Genomic DNA, 17,848 nt, shown 5'->3' with positions numbered 1-17,848 from the left:
ATATCTAAAATCAATTAAAAATGAAAAATATAATTTACTTATTAATTCTTACTATAGTCTTTACTTCTCAAGGAACTAGTCAAGAATTGTCATTGAGTCCAAAAAACAACTCTGCAAATTTAGCTTTGCTTAAATCAGAAAAATCAAAAATGTCTTGGTCTATGGTTAAAGATTCAACTGAAATAAAAATTGGTGACATCCATTCCATAGTAAGAAAAGAAAAAGACAGTATTATTATTACTACAACAGTACTTATGCATCGATCAAATAGCAAATGGATTGACAGTACTATAGTTGGCACGAAAAACTTAAAGCCTATTTATCATTCTTCATACAATCAACAAAGAGATATGGTTTTAAAATTCGGTAAAAAAATAACAGGTTATTATTTAGATAAGCAAGCCAACACCAAAACTAAAATTTCGGAAGAAGTTAAAGAACCTTTTTTTGATAGTAATTTTTATCCACAACTATTAAGGTTATTACCTTTAAATAACGGCTATTCGAAAACCATTTCAATTTTTGATTACAATCCAAAGGCTAAAATAGGTGTCCTAACAGCATCAATAAAAGACACAAAAGAATCAACTTTAGAACATAATGGTAAGCTTAAACAAGTATGGAAGATTGAAACTACAGACGAGATTTCAAATAATACTTCTACAATTACTTATTATATTGATATGTTAACTAGAAAAATTTTAAAACAAGAACTTGATTTAGGTAGTAGAAAAATGATTATGAGATTGGTAGAATAAAGAAAACTAATGCCAACTAAATATAGTGATTGTATGTGTTGAATTTTGAATAACCTACATTTTTATTGCCTACATTTTTTAATAATTTCTGTAGTGAGGAAATCAATAGTGAATCTTTGAAAGAGGACATTTTCACCAAGGTCAAAACATTTCAAATAACAGTTAAATAAAACCAATGATATCAGATTTTACAATAGATAGTTCGTAACAAATTATAACAGCACTAAAGCAATCTTTCTATAAGTTCTAATTATTTCCATAGACAATAGCATTTTTTTTAAAAGGATTAGTTCTTAACTTAAGTCAATGAAATTAATTACATAAGTCTATAAATTTGTTTATAAATATGTAGGTCTTGCAAAAAACAACATATTATAATCAAGAAATGGTTACTAATAATTAAAAATGAAAAAACAACCATTATGAGGACAAAAATAATTAAGCGACTAATGCCTATTGCCATTATGGTATTAGGTTATTGCCAGTTAAACGCACAATTAGCCAATACTATAGACATGACCGAAGATGGACAGCTTCTAGGGCTGGGAACGCAACATATTTATAAGTCTAAAATCCTTGATGAAGACAGACCAATTATTATTTCATTACCTATTGGGTATGAAACTTCGAATGCCAATTATCCAGTTCTATATGTTTTAGATGGGTTAGGAAATATTAAACATACTGTAGCTACCGCAGAATTATTAGCTGAGTCAGGATTGATTTCACCATTAATTATTGTAGGTATTCAAAGTATGGACAGAGCCAAAGACTTGACACCATCAAAAGCTGGCGAAGGCGTTTATGGCGGAGCAGGAGGGGCAGGTATACCTCAGAGCGGAGGGGCACCATTATTTTTAAAGTTTTTAGAAGAAGAACTCATACCTTATGTAGAAACCACGTATAGAACACATCCATTTCGCATTTTAGAAGGGCACTCTTTTGGAGGCTTATTTAGCACCTTTGTATTGATGCAATCACCTGATCTTTTTGATGCGTTTATCATACAAGCACCTGCTTTATGGTGGAATAATGAAGAGATGATAGAAACAGCCAAAACCTTCTATATGGCAAATTTCAGTTTAAACAAAACCGTGTATTTTGGAATAGGTGGTGACGATGGTTGGGGAATGCGTCAAGAATTAAAACGCTATGTTGAGGTGGTCAATAAAAATACACCTCACGGCTTTAGATGGAAGCATGAAGAAGTTGGAGATGAAGACCACAATCAAGCGCGATTACTCTTAAATTATCACGGCTTAAGGTTTATCTTTTCAGATTTGAAAAACACCAAGTTTACAATTGAAAACTTTGATAGGACCACCTTTTTAAAAGATGAACAAAATCTTATATCACAATATGGAGAAATGACCAGAAGACCTGCCATGGATTATGTAAAATTATATGCTGGTCTAGATGAAAAAGGGGAGACTACAGATGCTATAGTTGTATTAAAAAGAGCTACTGAAGCCTATCCAAAATATGTTGGTCTTTTAAATAACTTGGCTAAACTCTATGAAAAAGTAAATCAGATACAGCGAGCTATTAGTACTTATGAAGAAGCTATTAAAGTGTCGAAAAAATACAAATTGGGTTATGAGGAGGGTTACCAACTTGAAATAGACCGATTAGAGAAAAACTAATGTAATATTAAATTACCCTTCATGATCTAATAAGTAAAAAGTTTTATTCATTACTAGATGCTAAGTATTATAGATTAAAAGAAACTTCGAAATAGGTTATTACTTAACATAAGTCAATGAAATATAAATTTTGAGGCCATAATTTTGTTCATAATATTAATGTAAAACATTATGAAACAGATAATTAAAATTTCAGGAATTGCTTATTTATTGATTTTTATAAGTGGATTTTACGCCAACTTTGCAATCCTTGAAAGTCTTGTGGATTTGAAAGACCCCATAACTACTACAACTAATATTATAAATAACCATATACAATTTGGTTATGGTTTAATTGGATTTGTTGTGATGGTTTTTTTCGATTTGTTATTGGTTTGGTCACTTTTTAAAATAACCGTGACTGTCAGTAAGAGGCTTTCGTATTTGGCATCAATATTTAGATTATTGCACGCTCTTTTTTTTATTATCGGTTTGATTTATTTATTTAAAATATACATCCAAACTTCTAACCCGATAATTTCAAATCCTTTACAAGAGGAAATAATGATTTTATTAGTGAATTTCGATATTCTATGGACAATTGGATTAATGTTTTTTGCGATTCATTTATTGATTCTAGGATATCTTGGCTTAAAATCATCAACAATCCCTAGCACTTTAGGCATATTATTAATACTGGCTTCACTTGGATATTTTATTGATTCTTCAGCAAAATTAACTCTAGAAGATTATAGTCAATTTAAGTCTTATTTTGAGATGGGTGTTATTCTTACGGGTGTTATTGGAGAGCTGTCATTTACCATTTGGTTATTGTTCAAAGGCTTCAAAAAAATGGCTTACCAGATAAAGTCCAGCCAATCATTGTAACTTTTTTGAATAAGACATCGTCAATAAAAGATACCCTTGGTTTTTCTTAATGTAGTTTAAGATTTAATAATCTAAACCCGTTTAATTTTATCAAAACATAAAAAAATTAGCTGACTTAGGAGTATAATATAAATAACAAATAATGAAAAGAAGTATAAAATTGTTAGGCATTATAGGGTTTTTAATCATGGCCCATGCTTGTTATGCTTTCACCAATAAAACCTACTTTGAGCCTGAGCCAAATACAAGAATTGGCTTAACTTTTAATAATGACAAAGAAGATATTAATCTCATAATTAAAACAGGTGATACTCAAATTGGTGGAACGCTTACTACTCCAGTTAAACCAGAAGTTTCCTCCCTCGTTATATTACTTTCTGGAAGTGGTGACCAAGATAGAGATGAAACCTTAGAGGGGTTTAAAATACTAAAGGTCATCGCCGACCACCTAGCTTCTAAAGGAATTGCTTCTTTTCGCTATGATGATAGAGGGGTAGGTGAAAGTACAGGTGATTTTGTGAACAGTACCATAGAGGACCATTCAAACGACCTTAAAAATATAATGGATTATTTTAAATCGAACATAAAGCATCCCTTCCATGACTTTATATTATTTGGGCATAGTCAGGGAGGTATTCTTGCATCAAAGGTTGCTGTTGGAAATACGTCAGTCAAAAAGGTGATTTTAATGGGTGCCCCTGCGGTGCCTCTTGTAGAAGTGGTTTTGTACCAAGTAAGGCAAGAAAATAACGAAGCCAATATCTCAAAACCACTTATTGAAGCTAATGTATCAGCCCATAGTAGATTGATGTGGGCTATCAAGGATAACAAAAATATTAATGAGGCATTAAGCTTGTTCCGAGAAAGTACTGAAGTTATTTTGTATGAGTCATCTTTATCAAAAAATGTCGTTGACACTTTGAAAATTGAAAAGGAAGCCCTAGCTAAAACCAAGGAATTCAAAATAATTTACGGTTTACCATCCCTTACCTCATTTCTTTACTACGATCCATCAATTGATTTGAAACAATTGGAAGTGCCTGTATTAGGCTTATTTGGAGGATTAGATTTTCAGGTTACGATCGACCAGAATAAGGATCGAATGGAAAATGCCCTTCTTAAATCGGGGTCTGATTATCAATTTATAACATTTGAACATGCCAATCATTTTTTCCAAAAAGCAACCACGGGAAGGAGGGATGAATATCCATTTCTTGAAAAGAAATTTGTAAATCGTTTTTTGGATAAGATTACAAATTGGATAATCGGGAATTGACTTTAAAATTATAAGATCAAGATTTACAACATAAAATCAATGAATAAAATGAATCAAATACTCGGTGTAAAATATTTAATACTTTTCTTTTTTTCAATTCAATTAGGTGTTGCACAAACATTAGAATCTAAAATTGATAGTCTCCTTCAGCCCATATTTCAAAAAGATGGACCTGGAGGAGTATTTTTGGTTTCCAAGGATTGTGAACCAATTTACTTAAAGGCCTTCGGTAAATCTAACATTGAACTAGATGTTACTATGACCCCGGATAACGTTTTTCAAATAGGTTCCATGACCAAACAATTTACAGCCATTGCTATCATGATGCTCGAGGAACAAGGTAAATTAAATGTAAATGATCCTATTTCAAAATTCATTCCAGATTACCCTAAAGGAGACAATATCACTATCCATCATTTATTGACGCATACGTCTGGAATTAAAGATTTTACTAAGATGAAATCCATTATGAATATTGCAAGGAAAGATATGGCATCAAAAGAACTTGTAGAATTTTTTATGGATGAGCCCGTCGATTTTGAACCAGGGGAGCAATATTCTTACAATAATTCTGGCTATGTCCTTTTAGGATATATTATAGAATTAGTGTCTGGAAATACCTACGAAGATTTTATTGAAACATACATTTTCGAAAAACTTGGGATGAAAAATTCCCGTTATTCAAGTGATAGAGAGGTTATAAAGAATAGGGCCTATGGTTATCACAAAAGAACCTACGGATACGTGAATAAAACAAACATAAGTTATAGCATTCCTTTTTCATCAGGGGCCTTAATGTCAACGGCAAATGATATGCTGAAATGGCAAAATGCAATCAATGATAATGAATTAATAAGTGAAAAAACAAAAGAAATAATATTTAGAAACTATAAATTAAACAGCGGAGAGCTAATTAATTATGGCTATGGCTGGCAATTAAATGAAACAGAAGGAATTTCTACTAGAGAGCATGGGGGAAGTATATTTGGATATAAATCTATGGGAGTTTATGTGCCAGATTACGATGTGTACGTAGTAGGTTTTAGTAATTGTGATTGTAACTCACCAACAAAAGTTACGCGAGATATAGTAACATTAATAATTGAAAACTTAAAAAAACAAACTTAAAAACAACAGATTATGCCACATTTTATAATAGACTGCTCAGAGGAGATTATCAAATTAAAATCACCACAAGAAATTATACAGAATGTATATAATACAGCAGAATCGACTGGATTGTTTCTTCCTGAAGAAATAAAAGTAAGAATCAATCAATTTCAATATTACACTACAGGTAATTCAAAGGATAACTTCATTCATGTTTTTGGGAATATCATGGAAGGAAGAAATACAGAACAGAAAGCAGGGCTTTCAAAACGAATAGTTACAGAACTTAAAGGAATGTTTCCTGAAGTGCCTATTATTTCTATTAACATAAGGGATTTTGAGAGAGCAACTTATTGTAATAAAACAATGATATAACTTCTCAGAATAGTATAAAAAAAGCATCCAAATTCAGATAAATTTTTGAATAAGAAGATTAAAGCAATTAATGCCATTAAAGAAGACTAAAAAATGAACACTTTAAAGATCAATAATCTAAACCTTACTTATAACAATGGACATCAGGCCATAAATAATATTTCAATAGAGATAAAAAATGGAATGTTTGGGTTGTTGGGTCCTAATGGTGCAGGAAAATCTTCTCTTATGAAAACAATCGTAGGGCTTCAAAAACCGTCTTCAGGAAGTATTCAATTTAACGATGTTGATATCGTCAGAAATTCGGATTATATTAAAAAGAACTTAGGATTTTTACCTCAGGATTTTGGAGTGTATCCTAAAGTTAGTGCTTATAATCTTTTAAACCATATTGCCATTTTAAAAGGAATTAAAGATGATACAGAGCGTAAAGACCAAATTCAGTATTTGTTAGAGAAAGTAAATCTTTGGAATTTTAAGAACAAAGAAGTACATACGTTTTCTGGTGGAATGAAACAGCGTTTTGGTGTAGCTCAAGCATTATTGGGAAAACCCAAAATAATTATTGTGGATGAGCCCACTGCTGGACTAGACCCGGAAGAGCGAAACCGATTTAATACTTTATTGAATGAAATTAGTGCCGATGTTATTGTTATACTCTCCACACACTTAGTGGAAGATGTAAAGAATTTATGTTCAGAAATGACCATTATGAATAAAGGGCAATTTCTTAAATCTGGTCAACCAAAAGAATTGATTTTGGAACTGAAAAACAAGATCTGGTCAAAATCTATTGAAAAGGATGAATTGGATTTTTATCATTCCAATTTCAACATTATCAGTCAACAATTGGTTGAAAGAAAATTACAGATTACTGTATTTTCAAACGAACAGCCAAAAGATTTTGAAATGACTACTCCTTTGTTGGAGCACGTTTATTTTTACGCACTTTCTCAAAATAACGAATGATGAATGCTTTGTTACTATTTGAATTAAAGCAAAGTTCAAGGCATTGGGTCACCTATCTTATTGCCATAATTCTACTATGTATTGGAGTTTTTTGCGGGAATAAGTTCAATTTGAGTGCAGGAGAAGGAATTTACCTTAATTCGCCTTACACTATTGGTTTTATGACAGGAATGTTAAGTCTGTCGATTATATTCTTTGCCATTCTCTTTTCGAACCAACTCCTTTTTAAAGAATGGGATGCACAATTCGAAAATATGTTTTTTGCATTACCAATATCCAAAAAGTCGTATTTAAAAGGGAAATTCGGATTTCTTTTTCTAAAAACATTTTTGAGTTTTGGGCTACTTATTTTGGGGTTTGTTATTGGTCAAAATTTGCGAATTGGAAGTGAAATACAAGCAGGATTTAATGTATGGCACTATTTGTACCCTCTCCTTTTATTTGGATTGATAAATTGTTTCTTTGTTTGCAGCTTTTTATTTTTTATTGCCTATTCAACACGTAAAAAGTTATTGGTAGTTGTTGGCGGACTTTTGTTGTATGTACTTTATATGGTGCTTTTAGTGTTTTCTAACTCACCATTTATGTCTTCTAGTTTACCGCAATCTATAGAAGTACAACAAATGTCTTCCTTATTAGACCCATTTGGATTATCTGCCTATTTTTTTGAAGCAAGAATATTTTTGGTACAACAAAAGAATGAACTTATTGTACCGCTATCGGGACTGCTGTTAATAAACAGATTAGCAATTGTTCTCATTTCTGGAACCTTTTTATGGCTCAGTTATCGATGTTTCTCTTTTTCTCGAAAAAAAGGGAAAAAAGTCCTGCGGAGAATAGAAATAGAAGCGGGTAATTCCATATCAACGTTTAAAAAAATCAAGATTCCTCAACTTTATTATGGAAGTTTGGCAGGTTTTAAATCGATGGTATCTTTTGCGAGAATAGACTTAATTTATCTCTTTAAAAGTGTCTCTATTGTTGCGATTTCCATTCTACTTGTGTTTTACGTAGGAATGGAAATGTATGCAGATATAGATAAAGGCATTAGATTGCCTGAAAACTATGCTAGTTCTGGACTTTTAGCCATCACTATTTCTGAAAACTTTCATTTATTCGGATTATTGATTTTGGTCTATTTCATTAATGACATCTATTGGAGAAGTCATACGTCGGGTTTCGAATTAATTGAAAAAAGCACTTATTTTTCCAAAAATAAGATGTTAGGACATCTTGTTTCAGTAAACATTTTGGTATGCTTTTTCACCTTTTTACTTATTGCTGAAGGAATCGTATTTCAGATTAGCTATAATTACTTTTATATTGATTGGAAAGCGTATGTAGGGGTCATAATCTTCAATACATTTCCATTACTTCTTTTTTCAGCTTTTTTACTATTGATAAATAATATTATCCAGAATCGGTTTGCAGCTTTGGGAATTTCAACCGTGGCAGTTTTTGCCTTAGCAACTCCATTATCCAAATCAATTCTTACATATCCATTACTACAAATATTTTCAGGCTTTAATGGTAATTTCAGTGATTTTAATGGGTATGGAATTTATTTGTCAGCTTTCTCCCAACGGCTATTATTTGGATTCTGCTTCATTGCCTTATTGTGGGTTGCAATTGATTTTTTAAAGACAAGAGTTTGGCATATTAAAAAATCAATATTCACTTCTGTTTTATTGGTTTTATGCATGTTAACCGGAATCTCTTTTATGGAGGGATACATTCCTAAAGATGAGGAAAAAACTATTTTAGAAGCAGTTGAATACGAACAGAAATTCCGCATTTACGAATCCTTACCACAACCTTCCATTACGGATGTGGCCACAGAAATTCAGCTTTATCCATCAAAAAATGAATACCAGATTCAAGGGAAATATGTTTTAAACAATCAAACTGATAAACCAATTGAGAATATATTGGTGAATTTTCACCCCGAATTAAAAGTTGATGATGCCTTATTTAAAAGTAATGGAGATAGTATAAAACTGGAAGATTTTGTCTCTGAAATAAAACTAAAAAAACCATTAGAACCTAACGAAAAAACTACTCTAAGTTTTAACTTATCGTATAAATGGTTTGCTGTAAATGGTCATCAATCTTTTAATGCTATTGTTGGTAATGGGTCGTTTATGCGAATTAGCAATTATTTTCCGTCCATAGGTTATCAAAAAGATAGGGAAATTGAAGAAGAGCTTAAACGTAAAGAATTTCAATTAGGAAAAGCTTCACAAGTCAATACAATTGATGCTCCAGAGGTTTTTAAAAACGACTTTATTAATTTGAATATGACTGTTTCTACAGAAGCTCCTCAAGTGGCTGTAGGTACAGGCGATTTAGTAGAACAGTGGTCTGATGCTAATAGAAATTATTTTAACTATAAAGCTGAGAATATTCCTTTTCGTTTTGCAGTTTCATCAGCAGTATATAGACATAAATCAATTCAACATAAAGGTGTAAATATCAATGTGTATTACACCAAAAATCATTTTGAAAATGTAGACCATTTACTAAATAATGCTAAACTTACGTTGGATTATTGTACAGCTCATTTTGGAGCATATCCATTTAAATCGATTAATTTTGTTGAAGTTTCTTCTTTTACTAAAGGGTTTGCAGCAACTGCCTACCCTTCAGTCATCTTTATGACCGAGGATATGATTTTTCACACGAACCTCGAGAGCGATAAAAAACAGGACGTAATTAATGAATTAGCTGGACACGAGCTTTCTCATATTTGGTGGGGGAATAGCCTAATAAACCCAGACGAGAGAGAAGGTGCTTCAATGCTTACAGAGACCTTAGCGATGTACACGGAAATGATGTTGTATAAAAAGATGTATGGGATAGAAAAAATGATGGAACGAATTAAAATTCATCAGCAGATTTATGATAGTGAAAAAGGTTTGAATGGAGACCAACCGCTTTACAAAGTCACTTATGGGAATGCTCACATAGCCTATTCTAAAGGCGCAATAATTATGGTGAAGTTAAGTGAGTTAATTGGTGAAGACAAAGTAAACCTCGCTCTCAAAAATTTTCTTCTAAATAATCAATACCCAAAGAAACCAACTTCTCTAGATATACTCAATGAATTCTATAAAGTCGCACCCAATGAAATTGTTGAATCCAAAATTGACAAGTTATTTAAGGCAATATAAGATGAAACATAGAATAGATTATATTGACAAATTCGAATACAATAAAGTTGTAGAGTTGTGGGAAGCTTCTGTAAGAGCAACACACCACTTTTTAAAAGAAGAAGATATCACCTATTTCAAATCCTTAATTCTAAATACTTATCTAGACGCTGTTGAATTAAGATGTTGTAGAGATGAGTATTATAACATTATAGGTTTTGTAGGGGTGTTAAATGGACATTTAGAGATGCTATTTATTCACCCAGCACATAGAGGTAAAAGCATAGGAAAAACTTTATTGGAATATGCCATAAGCAATTTAAAGGTCACCAAAGTGGATGTTAATAAGCAGAATAATGACGCTATTGGGTTTTACAAACGTTACGGATTTAAAGCAATTGGTCGATCTGAAACGGATGCCTCAGGAAAGCCATACCCAATTTTGCATTTGGAATTAATTAAAATATGAAAATATGAAAATTAGATTTATCATTTTAATAACACTATTGTTTGGAGGACTTCATTTAGCCCAAGCACAGGAAAATAACTTGGATACTCATAAAGATTCGCTAAACTATGTGTTAAATCAATATTACAAGCTAAACCTAAAGGTATTTCAGCAAAGCTCTACCTTAAAAGACATCGATAACATCTTTGAACTGTTTACTGATGATTTTACCTATGTGCACCCAAATTATGGTGGCGTTTATACACGTGAAGACCTCTATAATGGTTACAAACGTAATCAAAAGAATGGAGGCTACGATGGAAGTGTTATTGACATAAAAATCGAGAACATTATTTATGGGTTAAATGCCATTACAGTAAGTAAACGCTTCGTCACAAAAGAAAATGGTAAAATGGTTGCAAGTGACGAACAAATGGCACTTTTCGAGTTTAAGAATGGAAAGATTTTTATGATTAAAGAATATTGGTAGCAAATGGTTTTTAGACTTAATAAAAAGACTATGTAATTATGAAATTGGCACATATTTTAAGTATTTATTATGCTTTTTTGTTTGCACCACAATTAGTTGCGCAAGCTAAATACGATGTCAAAAAAGTAAATGAGAACGTCTTTATTTTAACTGAACTATGGGAAGGTAATGCCAATGGAAACTTAGGAGTGGTTATAGGTAATAATCAAGTGTTGCTTATTAATTCTATGATGATGAATAGTGCATCATCTTTAGAAAAGGAAATCCAAAAAATTACAGACTTGCCTATTACCTATATCATTAATAGTGATTCAGATCCATATAACCATCATGCCAATACATATTTTGCAGATAAAGGTGCTACAATAGTATCGCATTACAATATGAAGTATTCAACAGCGGATCACGACATCCTTTTTAAAGATTCTATCTCTATTCCAATAGGTAATGAAGTCGTTACAGCATACCATACACCCTCACATACCCTTGACCATATTGATGTTCACTTAGAAAAAAGCAATGTGTTGTTTATGAGCGATGGTTTTAAAACCAATTGGCTAACTTATACTGGGCCAAATGGACTAAATGGTGTTTTAAAAGGGATTGATATGGCGATTTCATTGAGCGATGAAAATACGATTATTGTTTCTGGAAACACGTCAAAAAATCCTCATTTCTATTTTGGAAATAAAAATCGATTGATGACAAATAGAGCGATTTACACAAAATTCGCAAAAGTTGTTGGTCACTTATATGAAAAAGGTTTAAGTGCAGAAGAGATGTCATTAGATCCTAAATTGAATGAGATCGTTAAGGGTTTAGAGGCCTATCCTAAATTAAAGGCTTACTTAAAGTATCAAATACAAGAATTGTTGGAAGTAGATTTTAATAACAATTTTAAATTAACACAAAATGAATTAATGTCCTACGTTGGAGTTTACCAATTAACAGATGCAATGGTGATTGAAATTGTTTTTGAAGATGGAAAACTATTTGCAAGGCAAGAAGGTGCTTTTCATTTTGAACTGCAACCTATTAATAAGGGTACATTTGATTTTAAAGGACCAACTTCCAATGATTATTTAAAATTTAAGTTGTCTTCAAATGGTGAAGTAGAGAGCTTATCAACAATTTTAGAAAAAAACGGTTGGTGGTTTAATATTATAACCCAAGGAAAATATATAAAAGTCAAAACTAATTGACATTATGGAATCTTTAAAAAATCAACATATCGAATTTGCAAAAAGAAATTTGCTAAATTATTTTTTAGTTAAGGAAAATCGTCCATCCATTAACGAGAATTATCCATTTTAAGCCATTGTATTCTTCATCAACTTTGTAGCGTCAATATTGACATACAATTTTAAAATACATAGAAATGGAAAATTTAGTAAAAACAGAATTTAAAGTTCCTACAAGAGAACAAGTATCATCTAATAACCAAGAAATTTTCGACGGTTTAAACAAAGCGTTGGGGTTTGTACCAAACCTTTATGCAACGATAGCATATTCAGACCACGGATTAAAAAGGTATTTAGATTTTCAAAACGCCAAAACCTCATTATCGAATAAGGAAAAAGAAGCAGTAAACCTAATTGTAAGCCAGATCAATGGGTGTATTTATTGTCAAAGTGCACATATAGTTTTGGGAAAAATGAATGGATTTGACGATGAGCAATTATTAAACATTCGTAAAGGTAAAAGCGAAAATGCTAGACTGGATGCCTTAGTAAAATTGGCAGCCGACATTACCAAAAATAAAGGTAATGCGAATGCACGAAATATTGAAGATTTTTTTGCTCAAGGATATACCAAAGAAACTTTGGTTGATTTAATCCTTCAAATAAGTGATAAAACAGCAATGAACTATTTGCACAACCTAACAAAAGTGCCTGTAGATTTTCCAATAGCGGAAAGTTTGTAAATCAAATAATAATTTAGAGTGGCAAACAGAAATTTTCATGTTCCCCACTTTTAACTTAAAAATCAAATATAATGAAAACGATTAAAAATATAATATTAGTAATTGCCATTTCAATGGCTTCTATCTCACTGGCGCAAATCGCTCCTGTAGATGATAACGGTCTGGCCATTGGTGGATATGACGTTGTAGCCTATTTTTCAGGTAAAGCTGAAAAGGGTCTTGAGAGCTATTCTGCAAAATATAATGGTGTTACTTATTATTTTGCCAACATTACAAATAGTAATGCTTTCAAAAAAGCACCTAAAAAATACCTTCCTCAGTTTGATGGATATTGTGCATGGGGCGTAGGAGAAAAAGAAACAAAATTCCCGATTAATCCAGAGACCTTTGATATTGTGGATGGGAAGTTATACCTCTTCTTCAACGGTCCTTTTAATGGCGCACCATTCAATACATTGGAACCATGGGAGGCAGAAACCTCAAGATTGATAAAAGCGGCTCATAAGAATTGGGACAAGATCAATAAATCAAATTAAATTTAGGCTGTGCTATACAAAATTATGTATAGTGCGGCCTAATTTATAAAAGATTAAAAAACATTTATTTACTATGGAAAAAAAATATCCACTTCCACCATTTACCTTGGAAACTGCGCTTGAAAAAGTACAAAAAGCAGAAGATGCTTGGAATACTAAAGACCCAATACAAATTTCAAAAGCCTATACTGTTGATTCTGAATGGAGAAACAGAACCCAATTTATAAATGGCCGTAAAGAAATAGTTCAATTTTTAACTGAAAAATGGAAAAAAGAACGAAATTATAAATTAAAAAAAGAACTATGGGGTTTTAGAAAAAATAGAATGGCAGTTAAATTTGAGTATGAATTTCAAGATGAAAACGACCAATGGTACAGAGCCTATGGCAATGAACTTTGGGAATTTGATAAAAATGGATTGATGCAAAAGCGTTTTGCCAGTATAAATGATTTAAAGATTGAAGAAACTGATAGAGTTTTAATTTAAAGTATGATGCAGAAAAACAACTACACACTTATCAATCCAAAAACAGGAAATCTAGCATTCAAATTACAATTTGTTGAAAATGAAAATCCTTATGACCATATTCAAAGAATGAATTATTATTCACTTATTTGGATTACTAAAGGTGAGGGTACTGTAAAGGCTGATTTTTCTGAATATACTTTCAAAAAGGATACATTACTCTCTTTTTCCCCTTATCAACCCTTTATGATCAACACTTCAGATGAAGTACAAGCTGTGTGTATTAACTTTCATCCAGATTTCTTTTGTATCCACAAGCATCATGAGGAAGTAGCTTGTAATGGAGTTTTATTCAATAATATTTATAGCCCACCGTTGGTAAAAGTTGACAAGAAGACAAAGAACAATTTTAAAGGGATTATAGCACAATTGAAAAACGAATTGCAAAATCCAGCTTTAGCACAGTATGAATTGTTAATCTCCTACTTAAAAATTTTTTTAATTAACGCATCGAGATTAAAAGCAAGTCAGCAAGAAGATGTAGAAAAATTAAATGATACAAGTGAAATGCCATTTATATTACAAAATCTTAAAAATTTCATAGAATCAAACTATAAAACAAAGCATACAGCTAGTGAATATGCTAATATGCTGGCGATTACGCCAAAAGCACTAACAAGACTAACCAAAGCTCATTTTAATAAAACCTTAACTGATTTAATCTCTGAACGTATAATAATTGAAGCTAAAAGGGAATTATACTTAACTAATAAAACAATAAAGGAAATTGCTTATGAATTAGGTTATAATGACGAATACTATTTTAGCAGATTTTTTAAAAAAAATGTTGATGTTTCTCCACAACTTTATAGAGAAACCGTTGGTTTTAACAAAGCTTCTGAAGCTAATTAGACTAAACCTTAAATTCATTAATAGTGTATTTGACTAAAGTCATGAATATACCCTTAGAAGAACAACGTATCGAATTTGCAAAAAGAAAATTTTTAGCGATGCCATTTTCGGGTTTAATTGCTTGGCTTTTAGTAAGTATTTCAGGAATGTTTTTGCCTAATAGTATAACCATTTGGGTGTTATTAATTGCTTCCTCAAGCATCGTTTATGTAGCCCTTTTTATTTCAAAATTTACAGGTGAAAATTATTTGGACAAAATAGAGCCTAAAAAAATGTTTAATGGCTTGTTTTTATATGCTATGATTAAAGCTTCATTAATCTATGCTATTGTTATTCCTTTCTTTATAATAGAATATACATCACTGCCTTTAACCATTGGATTACTTACAGGAATCCATTGGATTCAATTTTCAAAGGTTATAAAGCATTGGGTGGGTATATTTCATGTCGTTATACGAACAGTTTCAATTTTAATTTTTTGGGTTGTATTTCCAGAACAAAGATTTCTGATAATTCCAATTTGTATTTTGATTATTTACATCATTACGCTCATTATATTAACGAAAAAGAATAAAAAGACGTGTTATGAAATACGGAATTGTTACAGGGTCCAGTAGAGGTATTGGATTAGCCACTGCCGAGTTATTAATTGCCCATAATTATAAAATTATTGGAAGCTCCACTTCTGGTAATCATCCACTTAAACATCCAAATTTTCAATGTTTAAAATTAGACTTGTCAAGCAGTAATTCTATTGCTAATTTTGTTGAGAAAATAGGCAATATACACATTGATTTCTTAATCAATAATGCAGGCATTTTAATTGAAAAATGGGATGTTTCTACTATAAATATGGTACAATTAAAAAGTACTTTCAACATTAATCTATTTGGAACTATTGAGTTAACCGAAAAGTTAATACCAAAGTTAAACACCAATGCGCATATTGTAAATATTACCTCAGATTGGGGTTCATTTAGCGAGCAAAACTTTGATGAATTTCAGCCCCATTATAAAATGTCTAAAGCTGCTTTAAATATGTACACTAAATTGTTGGCAAAACGATTGGAAGAAAAGCAAATTAAGGTTTCCTCTCTAGATCCAGGGTGGACGCAAACCGATATGGGTGGGCTTGAGGCTAATCGTAAACCTCAAGCAGCAGCAAATGATATTTTCAATTTGTTAAATAGTAATGTGAAATCGGGTCAGTTTTGGAATAAAGGAAAAGCTAGAAGTTGGTAGGTAGAAAAGGAGATTAAATGAAGTTATTTTTTATTGTTTTATTATTAGTATTTAGTCCTCTTGAAAAATCTAGAGAGCAATGTCAAGAAATGATTCAAACAGCCATTGAGGCCTTGCACAATAAGGAACATGTTAAATCCTTAGAATTACTCATCAATGCCCAAAATATGGCCATTACCTATAAATGGTATGAAGAACAGTTTTTGGCACTAAATAATATAGGTGCTAACTATTATCAATTATCAGATTATGGAGAGGCGTTGGAGAACTATTTAGCAGCATATAATGTTGCTTTAGATTATTTAAGCCCACGAAAGGAAATGGTCGTTTTAAATAATGTGGGAATTTTATCTTTTGAGGAGAAGAAGTATAAAGAAGCTGAAAACTATTTTTCAAAGGCATACACCATTGCCAATGAGTATAATGAAACAGTTAAAAAAGGTATTTACGCGATAAACTTAGGTCTTGTTCATAATAAATTAGGGAATTTAGATAAGGCGAATCAGTATTTAGATATGGCGTTCCCTCTTCTCCATAATGACAAGGCCATATTTCTTCAAGGTAAATTTGCATTAGCGGAGAATGTATATTTAAAGGGGAATCTGGAAGAGGCAATTAATTTAATTAACTCATTGATTCCAGAATTAAATAATGCTGGGCTATTGGAACATCAATCTGAGGCCTATCTAATTCTTTCGAATATCTATCAAAAAGAAGGTGATTTGTTGCGTGCTAAACAGTATGGATTAAAAGCAAAGTCTTTTTATGGTAGTTTAGAAACTCTAATTAAAGTATACGAACAGCTCTCATTACTCAACTACGGTTCAAAAGATTTTGAAAAAGCACGGGTTTATGGAGATTCGGTTATTACTTTAAAAGATAGCCTTTTCAAAGTTAAAAGTAGAAATCAGTTTGAAGGAAATAAAGTGAAATTCGATATCAAGCGTTATGAAAAAGAGCTTGAAGATAATACTCGAAAATTTAATGCAGAACGTAAGGTGTTTTATATACTAATAGGTTCTTTTGTGTTATTGCTTTTACTTTCCATTTGGGCATGGAAAATGAATATTTCAAGATATAAACAAAAGAGAATCATTTCTGAAAGAGATCAAAAGATTAAAATGTTGGAACTTGAAAATGAATTGGAATCTAAAAACAGGAAGTTAACGGTCAGAGCCTTGAATATGGCAAGCAGAAATGAATTGCTTCAAGAAGTTTTACAAACAATTAAATCATATAAAGATTTAGCTAGTAATAGTGAATTAAAAAATTTGATGCTTCAGTTAAAGACTCATTTAAAAAATGATGCAGGTTGGAACGATTTTTTGATTCATTTTGAAGAAGCAAATTATGGGTTCTTAAAAACTTTAAAAGAAAAACATCCCTCATTAAATACTAACGACATCCGATTCATTTCTTATTTATACATGAATCTTTCAATTAAGGAAATTGCAACCATGTTTAACATTACCCCAGATGCGTGTAGAAAACGAAAGGAACGCATTGGGAAAAAACTGGGTTTAAAGGATACTTCTAATTTGTATCAGTACCTCTCTCAATTGCAATAAAGAATTACATGTCACACTTTTTATTCTAACATGTCCTATTAATTCGTGTGTAAAATTCTTCCTAGAACCACCAATTCCTCAATTTCGCCCCGTAAATCATATTTAAAAACAAATA

The 17,848-nt window shown here is 31.5% G+C and carries 18 protein-coding genes; all 18 read left to right on the top strand.

All coding sequences use genetic code 11. The features are described from left to right. Positions 1-20: 20 nt before the first annotated feature. The 18 genes from KXJ69_RS01625 (at position 21) to KXJ69_RS01540 (ending at position 17,733) form a co-directional block, all read left to right on the top strand. Positions 21-758: a DUF3108 domain-containing protein gene (locus tag KXJ69_RS01625; RefSeq protein ID WP_219050622.1), complete on the top strand. Its 738-nt coding sequence runs from the start codon at positions 21-23 to the stop codon at positions 756-758. Between the two features lie 422 nt (positions 759-1,180). Next, positions 1,181-2,401: an alpha/beta hydrolase-fold protein gene (locus KXJ69_RS01620; protein ID WP_219050620.1), complete on the top strand. Its 1,221-nt coding sequence runs from the start codon at positions 1,181-1,183 to the stop codon at positions 2,399-2,401. Positions 2,402-2,572: 171 nt separating this feature from the next. Then, the gene (locus tag KXJ69_RS01615; RefSeq protein WP_219050618.1) at positions 2,573-3,268 is read left to right on the top strand and encodes a DUF4386 domain-containing protein; all 696 of its coding nucleotides are present in this window, start codon (positions 2,573-2,575) and stop codon (positions 3,266-3,268) included. A 142-nt stretch (positions 3,269-3,410) separates the two neighbouring features. After that, positions 3,411-4,544 carry an alpha/beta hydrolase family protein gene (locus KXJ69_RS01610; protein ID WP_255571147.1) on the top strand — a complete coding sequence of 378 codons (1,134 nt, stop codon included), beginning with the start codon at positions 3,411-3,413 and terminating at the stop codon, positions 4,542-4,544. A gap of 48 nt (positions 4,545-4,592) precedes the next feature. Next, positions 4,593-5,672, top strand: a complete 1,080-nt coding sequence (locus KXJ69_RS01605) for a serine hydrolase domain-containing protein (protein ID WP_219050617.1) — start codon at positions 4,593-4,595, stop codon at positions 5,670-5,672. A gap of 12 nt (positions 5,673-5,684) precedes the next feature. After that, complete coding sequence (locus KXJ69_RS01600; RefSeq protein ID WP_219050615.1) at positions 5,685-6,029, top strand: 5-carboxymethyl-2-hydroxymuconate Delta-isomerase; 345 nt, start codon at positions 5,685-5,687, stop codon at positions 6,027-6,029. A 93-nt stretch (positions 6,030-6,122) separates the two neighbouring features. After that, positions 6,123-6,998 carry an ABC transporter ATP-binding protein gene (locus KXJ69_RS01595; protein ID WP_219050613.1) on the top strand — a complete coding sequence of 292 codons (876 nt, stop codon included), beginning with the start codon at positions 6,123-6,125 and terminating at the stop codon, positions 6,996-6,998. Beyond that, the gene (locus KXJ69_RS01590) at positions 6,998-10,168 is read left to right on the top strand and encodes a M1 family aminopeptidase (RefSeq protein WP_219050611.1); all 3,171 of its coding nucleotides are present in this window, start codon (positions 6,998-7,000) and stop codon (positions 10,166-10,168) included. The genes KXJ69_RS01595 and KXJ69_RS01590 overlap by 1 nt, the downstream gene beginning before the upstream one ends. A gap of 1 nt (position 10,169) precedes the next feature. Further along, positions 10,170-10,616: a GNAT family N-acetyltransferase gene (locus tag KXJ69_RS01585; RefSeq protein WP_219050609.1), complete on the top strand. Its 447-nt coding sequence runs from the start codon at positions 10,170-10,172 to the stop codon at positions 10,614-10,616. 4 nt (positions 10,617-10,620) lie between these two features. Next, the gene (locus KXJ69_RS01580; protein WP_219050607.1) at positions 10,621-11,085 is read left to right on the top strand and encodes a nuclear transport factor 2 family protein; all 465 of its coding nucleotides are present in this window, start codon (positions 10,621-10,623) and stop codon (positions 11,083-11,085) included. 44 nt (positions 11,086-11,129) lie between these two features. Then, positions 11,130-12,287: an MBL fold metallo-hydrolase gene (locus KXJ69_RS01575; RefSeq protein WP_219050605.1), complete on the top strand. Its 1,158-nt coding sequence runs from the start codon at positions 11,130-11,132 to the stop codon at positions 12,285-12,287. Positions 12,288-12,463: 176 nt separating this feature from the next. Continuing rightward, positions 12,464-13,009, top strand: a complete 546-nt coding sequence (locus KXJ69_RS01570) for a carboxymuconolactone decarboxylase family protein (RefSeq protein ID WP_219050603.1) — start codon at positions 12,464-12,466, stop codon at positions 13,007-13,009. Positions 13,010-13,080: 71 nt separating this feature from the next. After that, positions 13,081-13,545: a YHS domain-containing (seleno)protein gene (locus tag KXJ69_RS01565; RefSeq protein WP_219050602.1), complete on the top strand. Its 465-nt coding sequence runs from the start codon at positions 13,081-13,083 to the stop codon at positions 13,543-13,545. Positions 13,546-13,618: 73 nt separating this feature from the next. Beyond that, the gene (locus KXJ69_RS01560; RefSeq protein ID WP_219050600.1) at positions 13,619-14,032 is read left to right on the top strand and encodes a nuclear transport factor 2 family protein; all 414 of its coding nucleotides are present in this window, start codon (positions 13,619-13,621) and stop codon (positions 14,030-14,032) included. Positions 14,033-14,035: 3 nt separating this feature from the next. Then, positions 14,036-14,923, top strand: coding sequence for a helix-turn-helix domain-containing protein (locus tag KXJ69_RS01555; protein ID WP_219050598.1), 888 nt, complete (start codon positions 14,036-14,038; stop codon positions 14,921-14,923). Positions 14,924-14,964: 41 nt separating this feature from the next. After that, positions 14,965-15,540, top strand: coding sequence for a DUF7010 family protein (locus tag KXJ69_RS01550; RefSeq protein ID WP_219050596.1), 576 nt, complete (start codon positions 14,965-14,967; stop codon positions 15,538-15,540). Continuing rightward, positions 15,509-16,165 carry an SDR family NAD(P)-dependent oxidoreductase gene (locus KXJ69_RS01545; protein ID WP_219050594.1) on the top strand — a complete coding sequence of 219 codons (657 nt, stop codon included), beginning with the start codon at positions 15,509-15,511 and terminating at the stop codon, positions 16,163-16,165. The genes KXJ69_RS01550 and KXJ69_RS01545 overlap by 32 nt, the downstream gene beginning before the upstream one ends. A gap of 17 nt (positions 16,166-16,182) precedes the next feature. Continuing rightward, positions 16,183-17,733 carry a tetratricopeptide repeat protein gene (locus tag KXJ69_RS01540; protein WP_219050592.1) on the top strand — a complete coding sequence of 517 codons (1,551 nt, stop codon included), beginning with the start codon at positions 16,183-16,185 and terminating at the stop codon, positions 17,731-17,733. The last annotated feature ends 115 nt before the right edge of the window (positions 17,734-17,848 follow it).

The sequence above is a fragment of the Halomarinibacterium sedimenti genome, from assembly GCF_019312585.1.
Lineage (GTDB): Bacteria > Bacteroidota > Bacteroidia > Flavobacteriales > Flavobacteriaceae > Halomarinibacterium > Halomarinibacterium sedimenti.
Note: the sequence above shows the minus strand (reverse complement) of the source record. Positions and strands in the feature narration are given on the sequence as shown.

Coding starts and splice junctions, on each gene's coding strand:
- KXJ69_RS01625 (WP_219050622.1), top strand. CDS start 21: ATGAAAAATATAATTTACTTATTAATTCTTACTATAGTCTTTACTTCT.
- KXJ69_RS01620 (WP_219050620.1), top strand. CDS start 1,181: ATGAGGACAAAAATAATTAAGCGACTAATGCCTATTGCCATTATGGTA.
- KXJ69_RS01615 (WP_219050618.1), top strand. CDS start 2,573: ATGAAACAGATAATTAAAATTTCAGGAATTGCTTATTTATTGATTTTT.
- KXJ69_RS01610 (WP_255571147.1), top strand. CDS start 3,411: ATGAAAAGAAGTATAAAATTGTTAGGCATTATAGGGTTTTTAATCATG.
- KXJ69_RS01605 (WP_219050617.1), top strand. CDS start 4,593: ATGAATCAAATACTCGGTGTAAAATATTTAATACTTTTCTTTTTTTCA.
- KXJ69_RS01600 (WP_219050615.1), top strand. CDS start 5,685: ATGCCACATTTTATAATAGACTGCTCAGAGGAGATTATCAAATTAAAA.
- KXJ69_RS01595 (WP_219050613.1), top strand. CDS start 6,123: ATGAACACTTTAAAGATCAATAATCTAAACCTTACTTATAACAATGGA.
- KXJ69_RS01590 (WP_219050611.1), top strand. CDS start 6,998: ATGAATGCTTTGTTACTATTTGAATTAAAGCAAAGTTCAAGGCATTGG.
- KXJ69_RS01585 (WP_219050609.1), top strand. CDS start 10,170: ATGAAACATAGAATAGATTATATTGACAAATTCGAATACAATAAAGTT.
- KXJ69_RS01580 (WP_219050607.1), top strand. CDS start 10,621: ATGAAAATTAGATTTATCATTTTAATAACACTATTGTTTGGAGGACTT.
- KXJ69_RS01570 (WP_219050603.1), top strand. CDS start 12,464: ATGGAAAATTTAGTAAAAACAGAATTTAAAGTTCCTACAAGAGAACAA.
- KXJ69_RS01565 (WP_219050602.1), top strand. CDS start 13,081: ATGAAAACGATTAAAAATATAATATTAGTAATTGCCATTTCAATGGCT.
- KXJ69_RS01560 (WP_219050600.1), top strand. CDS start 13,619: ATGGAAAAAAAATATCCACTTCCACCATTTACCTTGGAAACTGCGCTT.
- KXJ69_RS01555 (WP_219050598.1), top strand. CDS start 14,036: ATGATGCAGAAAAACAACTACACACTTATCAATCCAAAAACAGGAAAT.
- KXJ69_RS01550 (WP_219050596.1), top strand. CDS start 14,965: ATGAATATACCCTTAGAAGAACAACGTATCGAATTTGCAAAAAGAAAA.
- KXJ69_RS01545 (WP_219050594.1), top strand. CDS start 15,509: ATGAAATACGGAATTGTTACAGGGTCCAGTAGAGGTATTGGATTAGCC.
- KXJ69_RS01540 (WP_219050592.1), top strand. CDS start 16,183: ATGAAGTTATTTTTTATTGTTTTATTATTAGTATTTAGTCCTCTTGAA.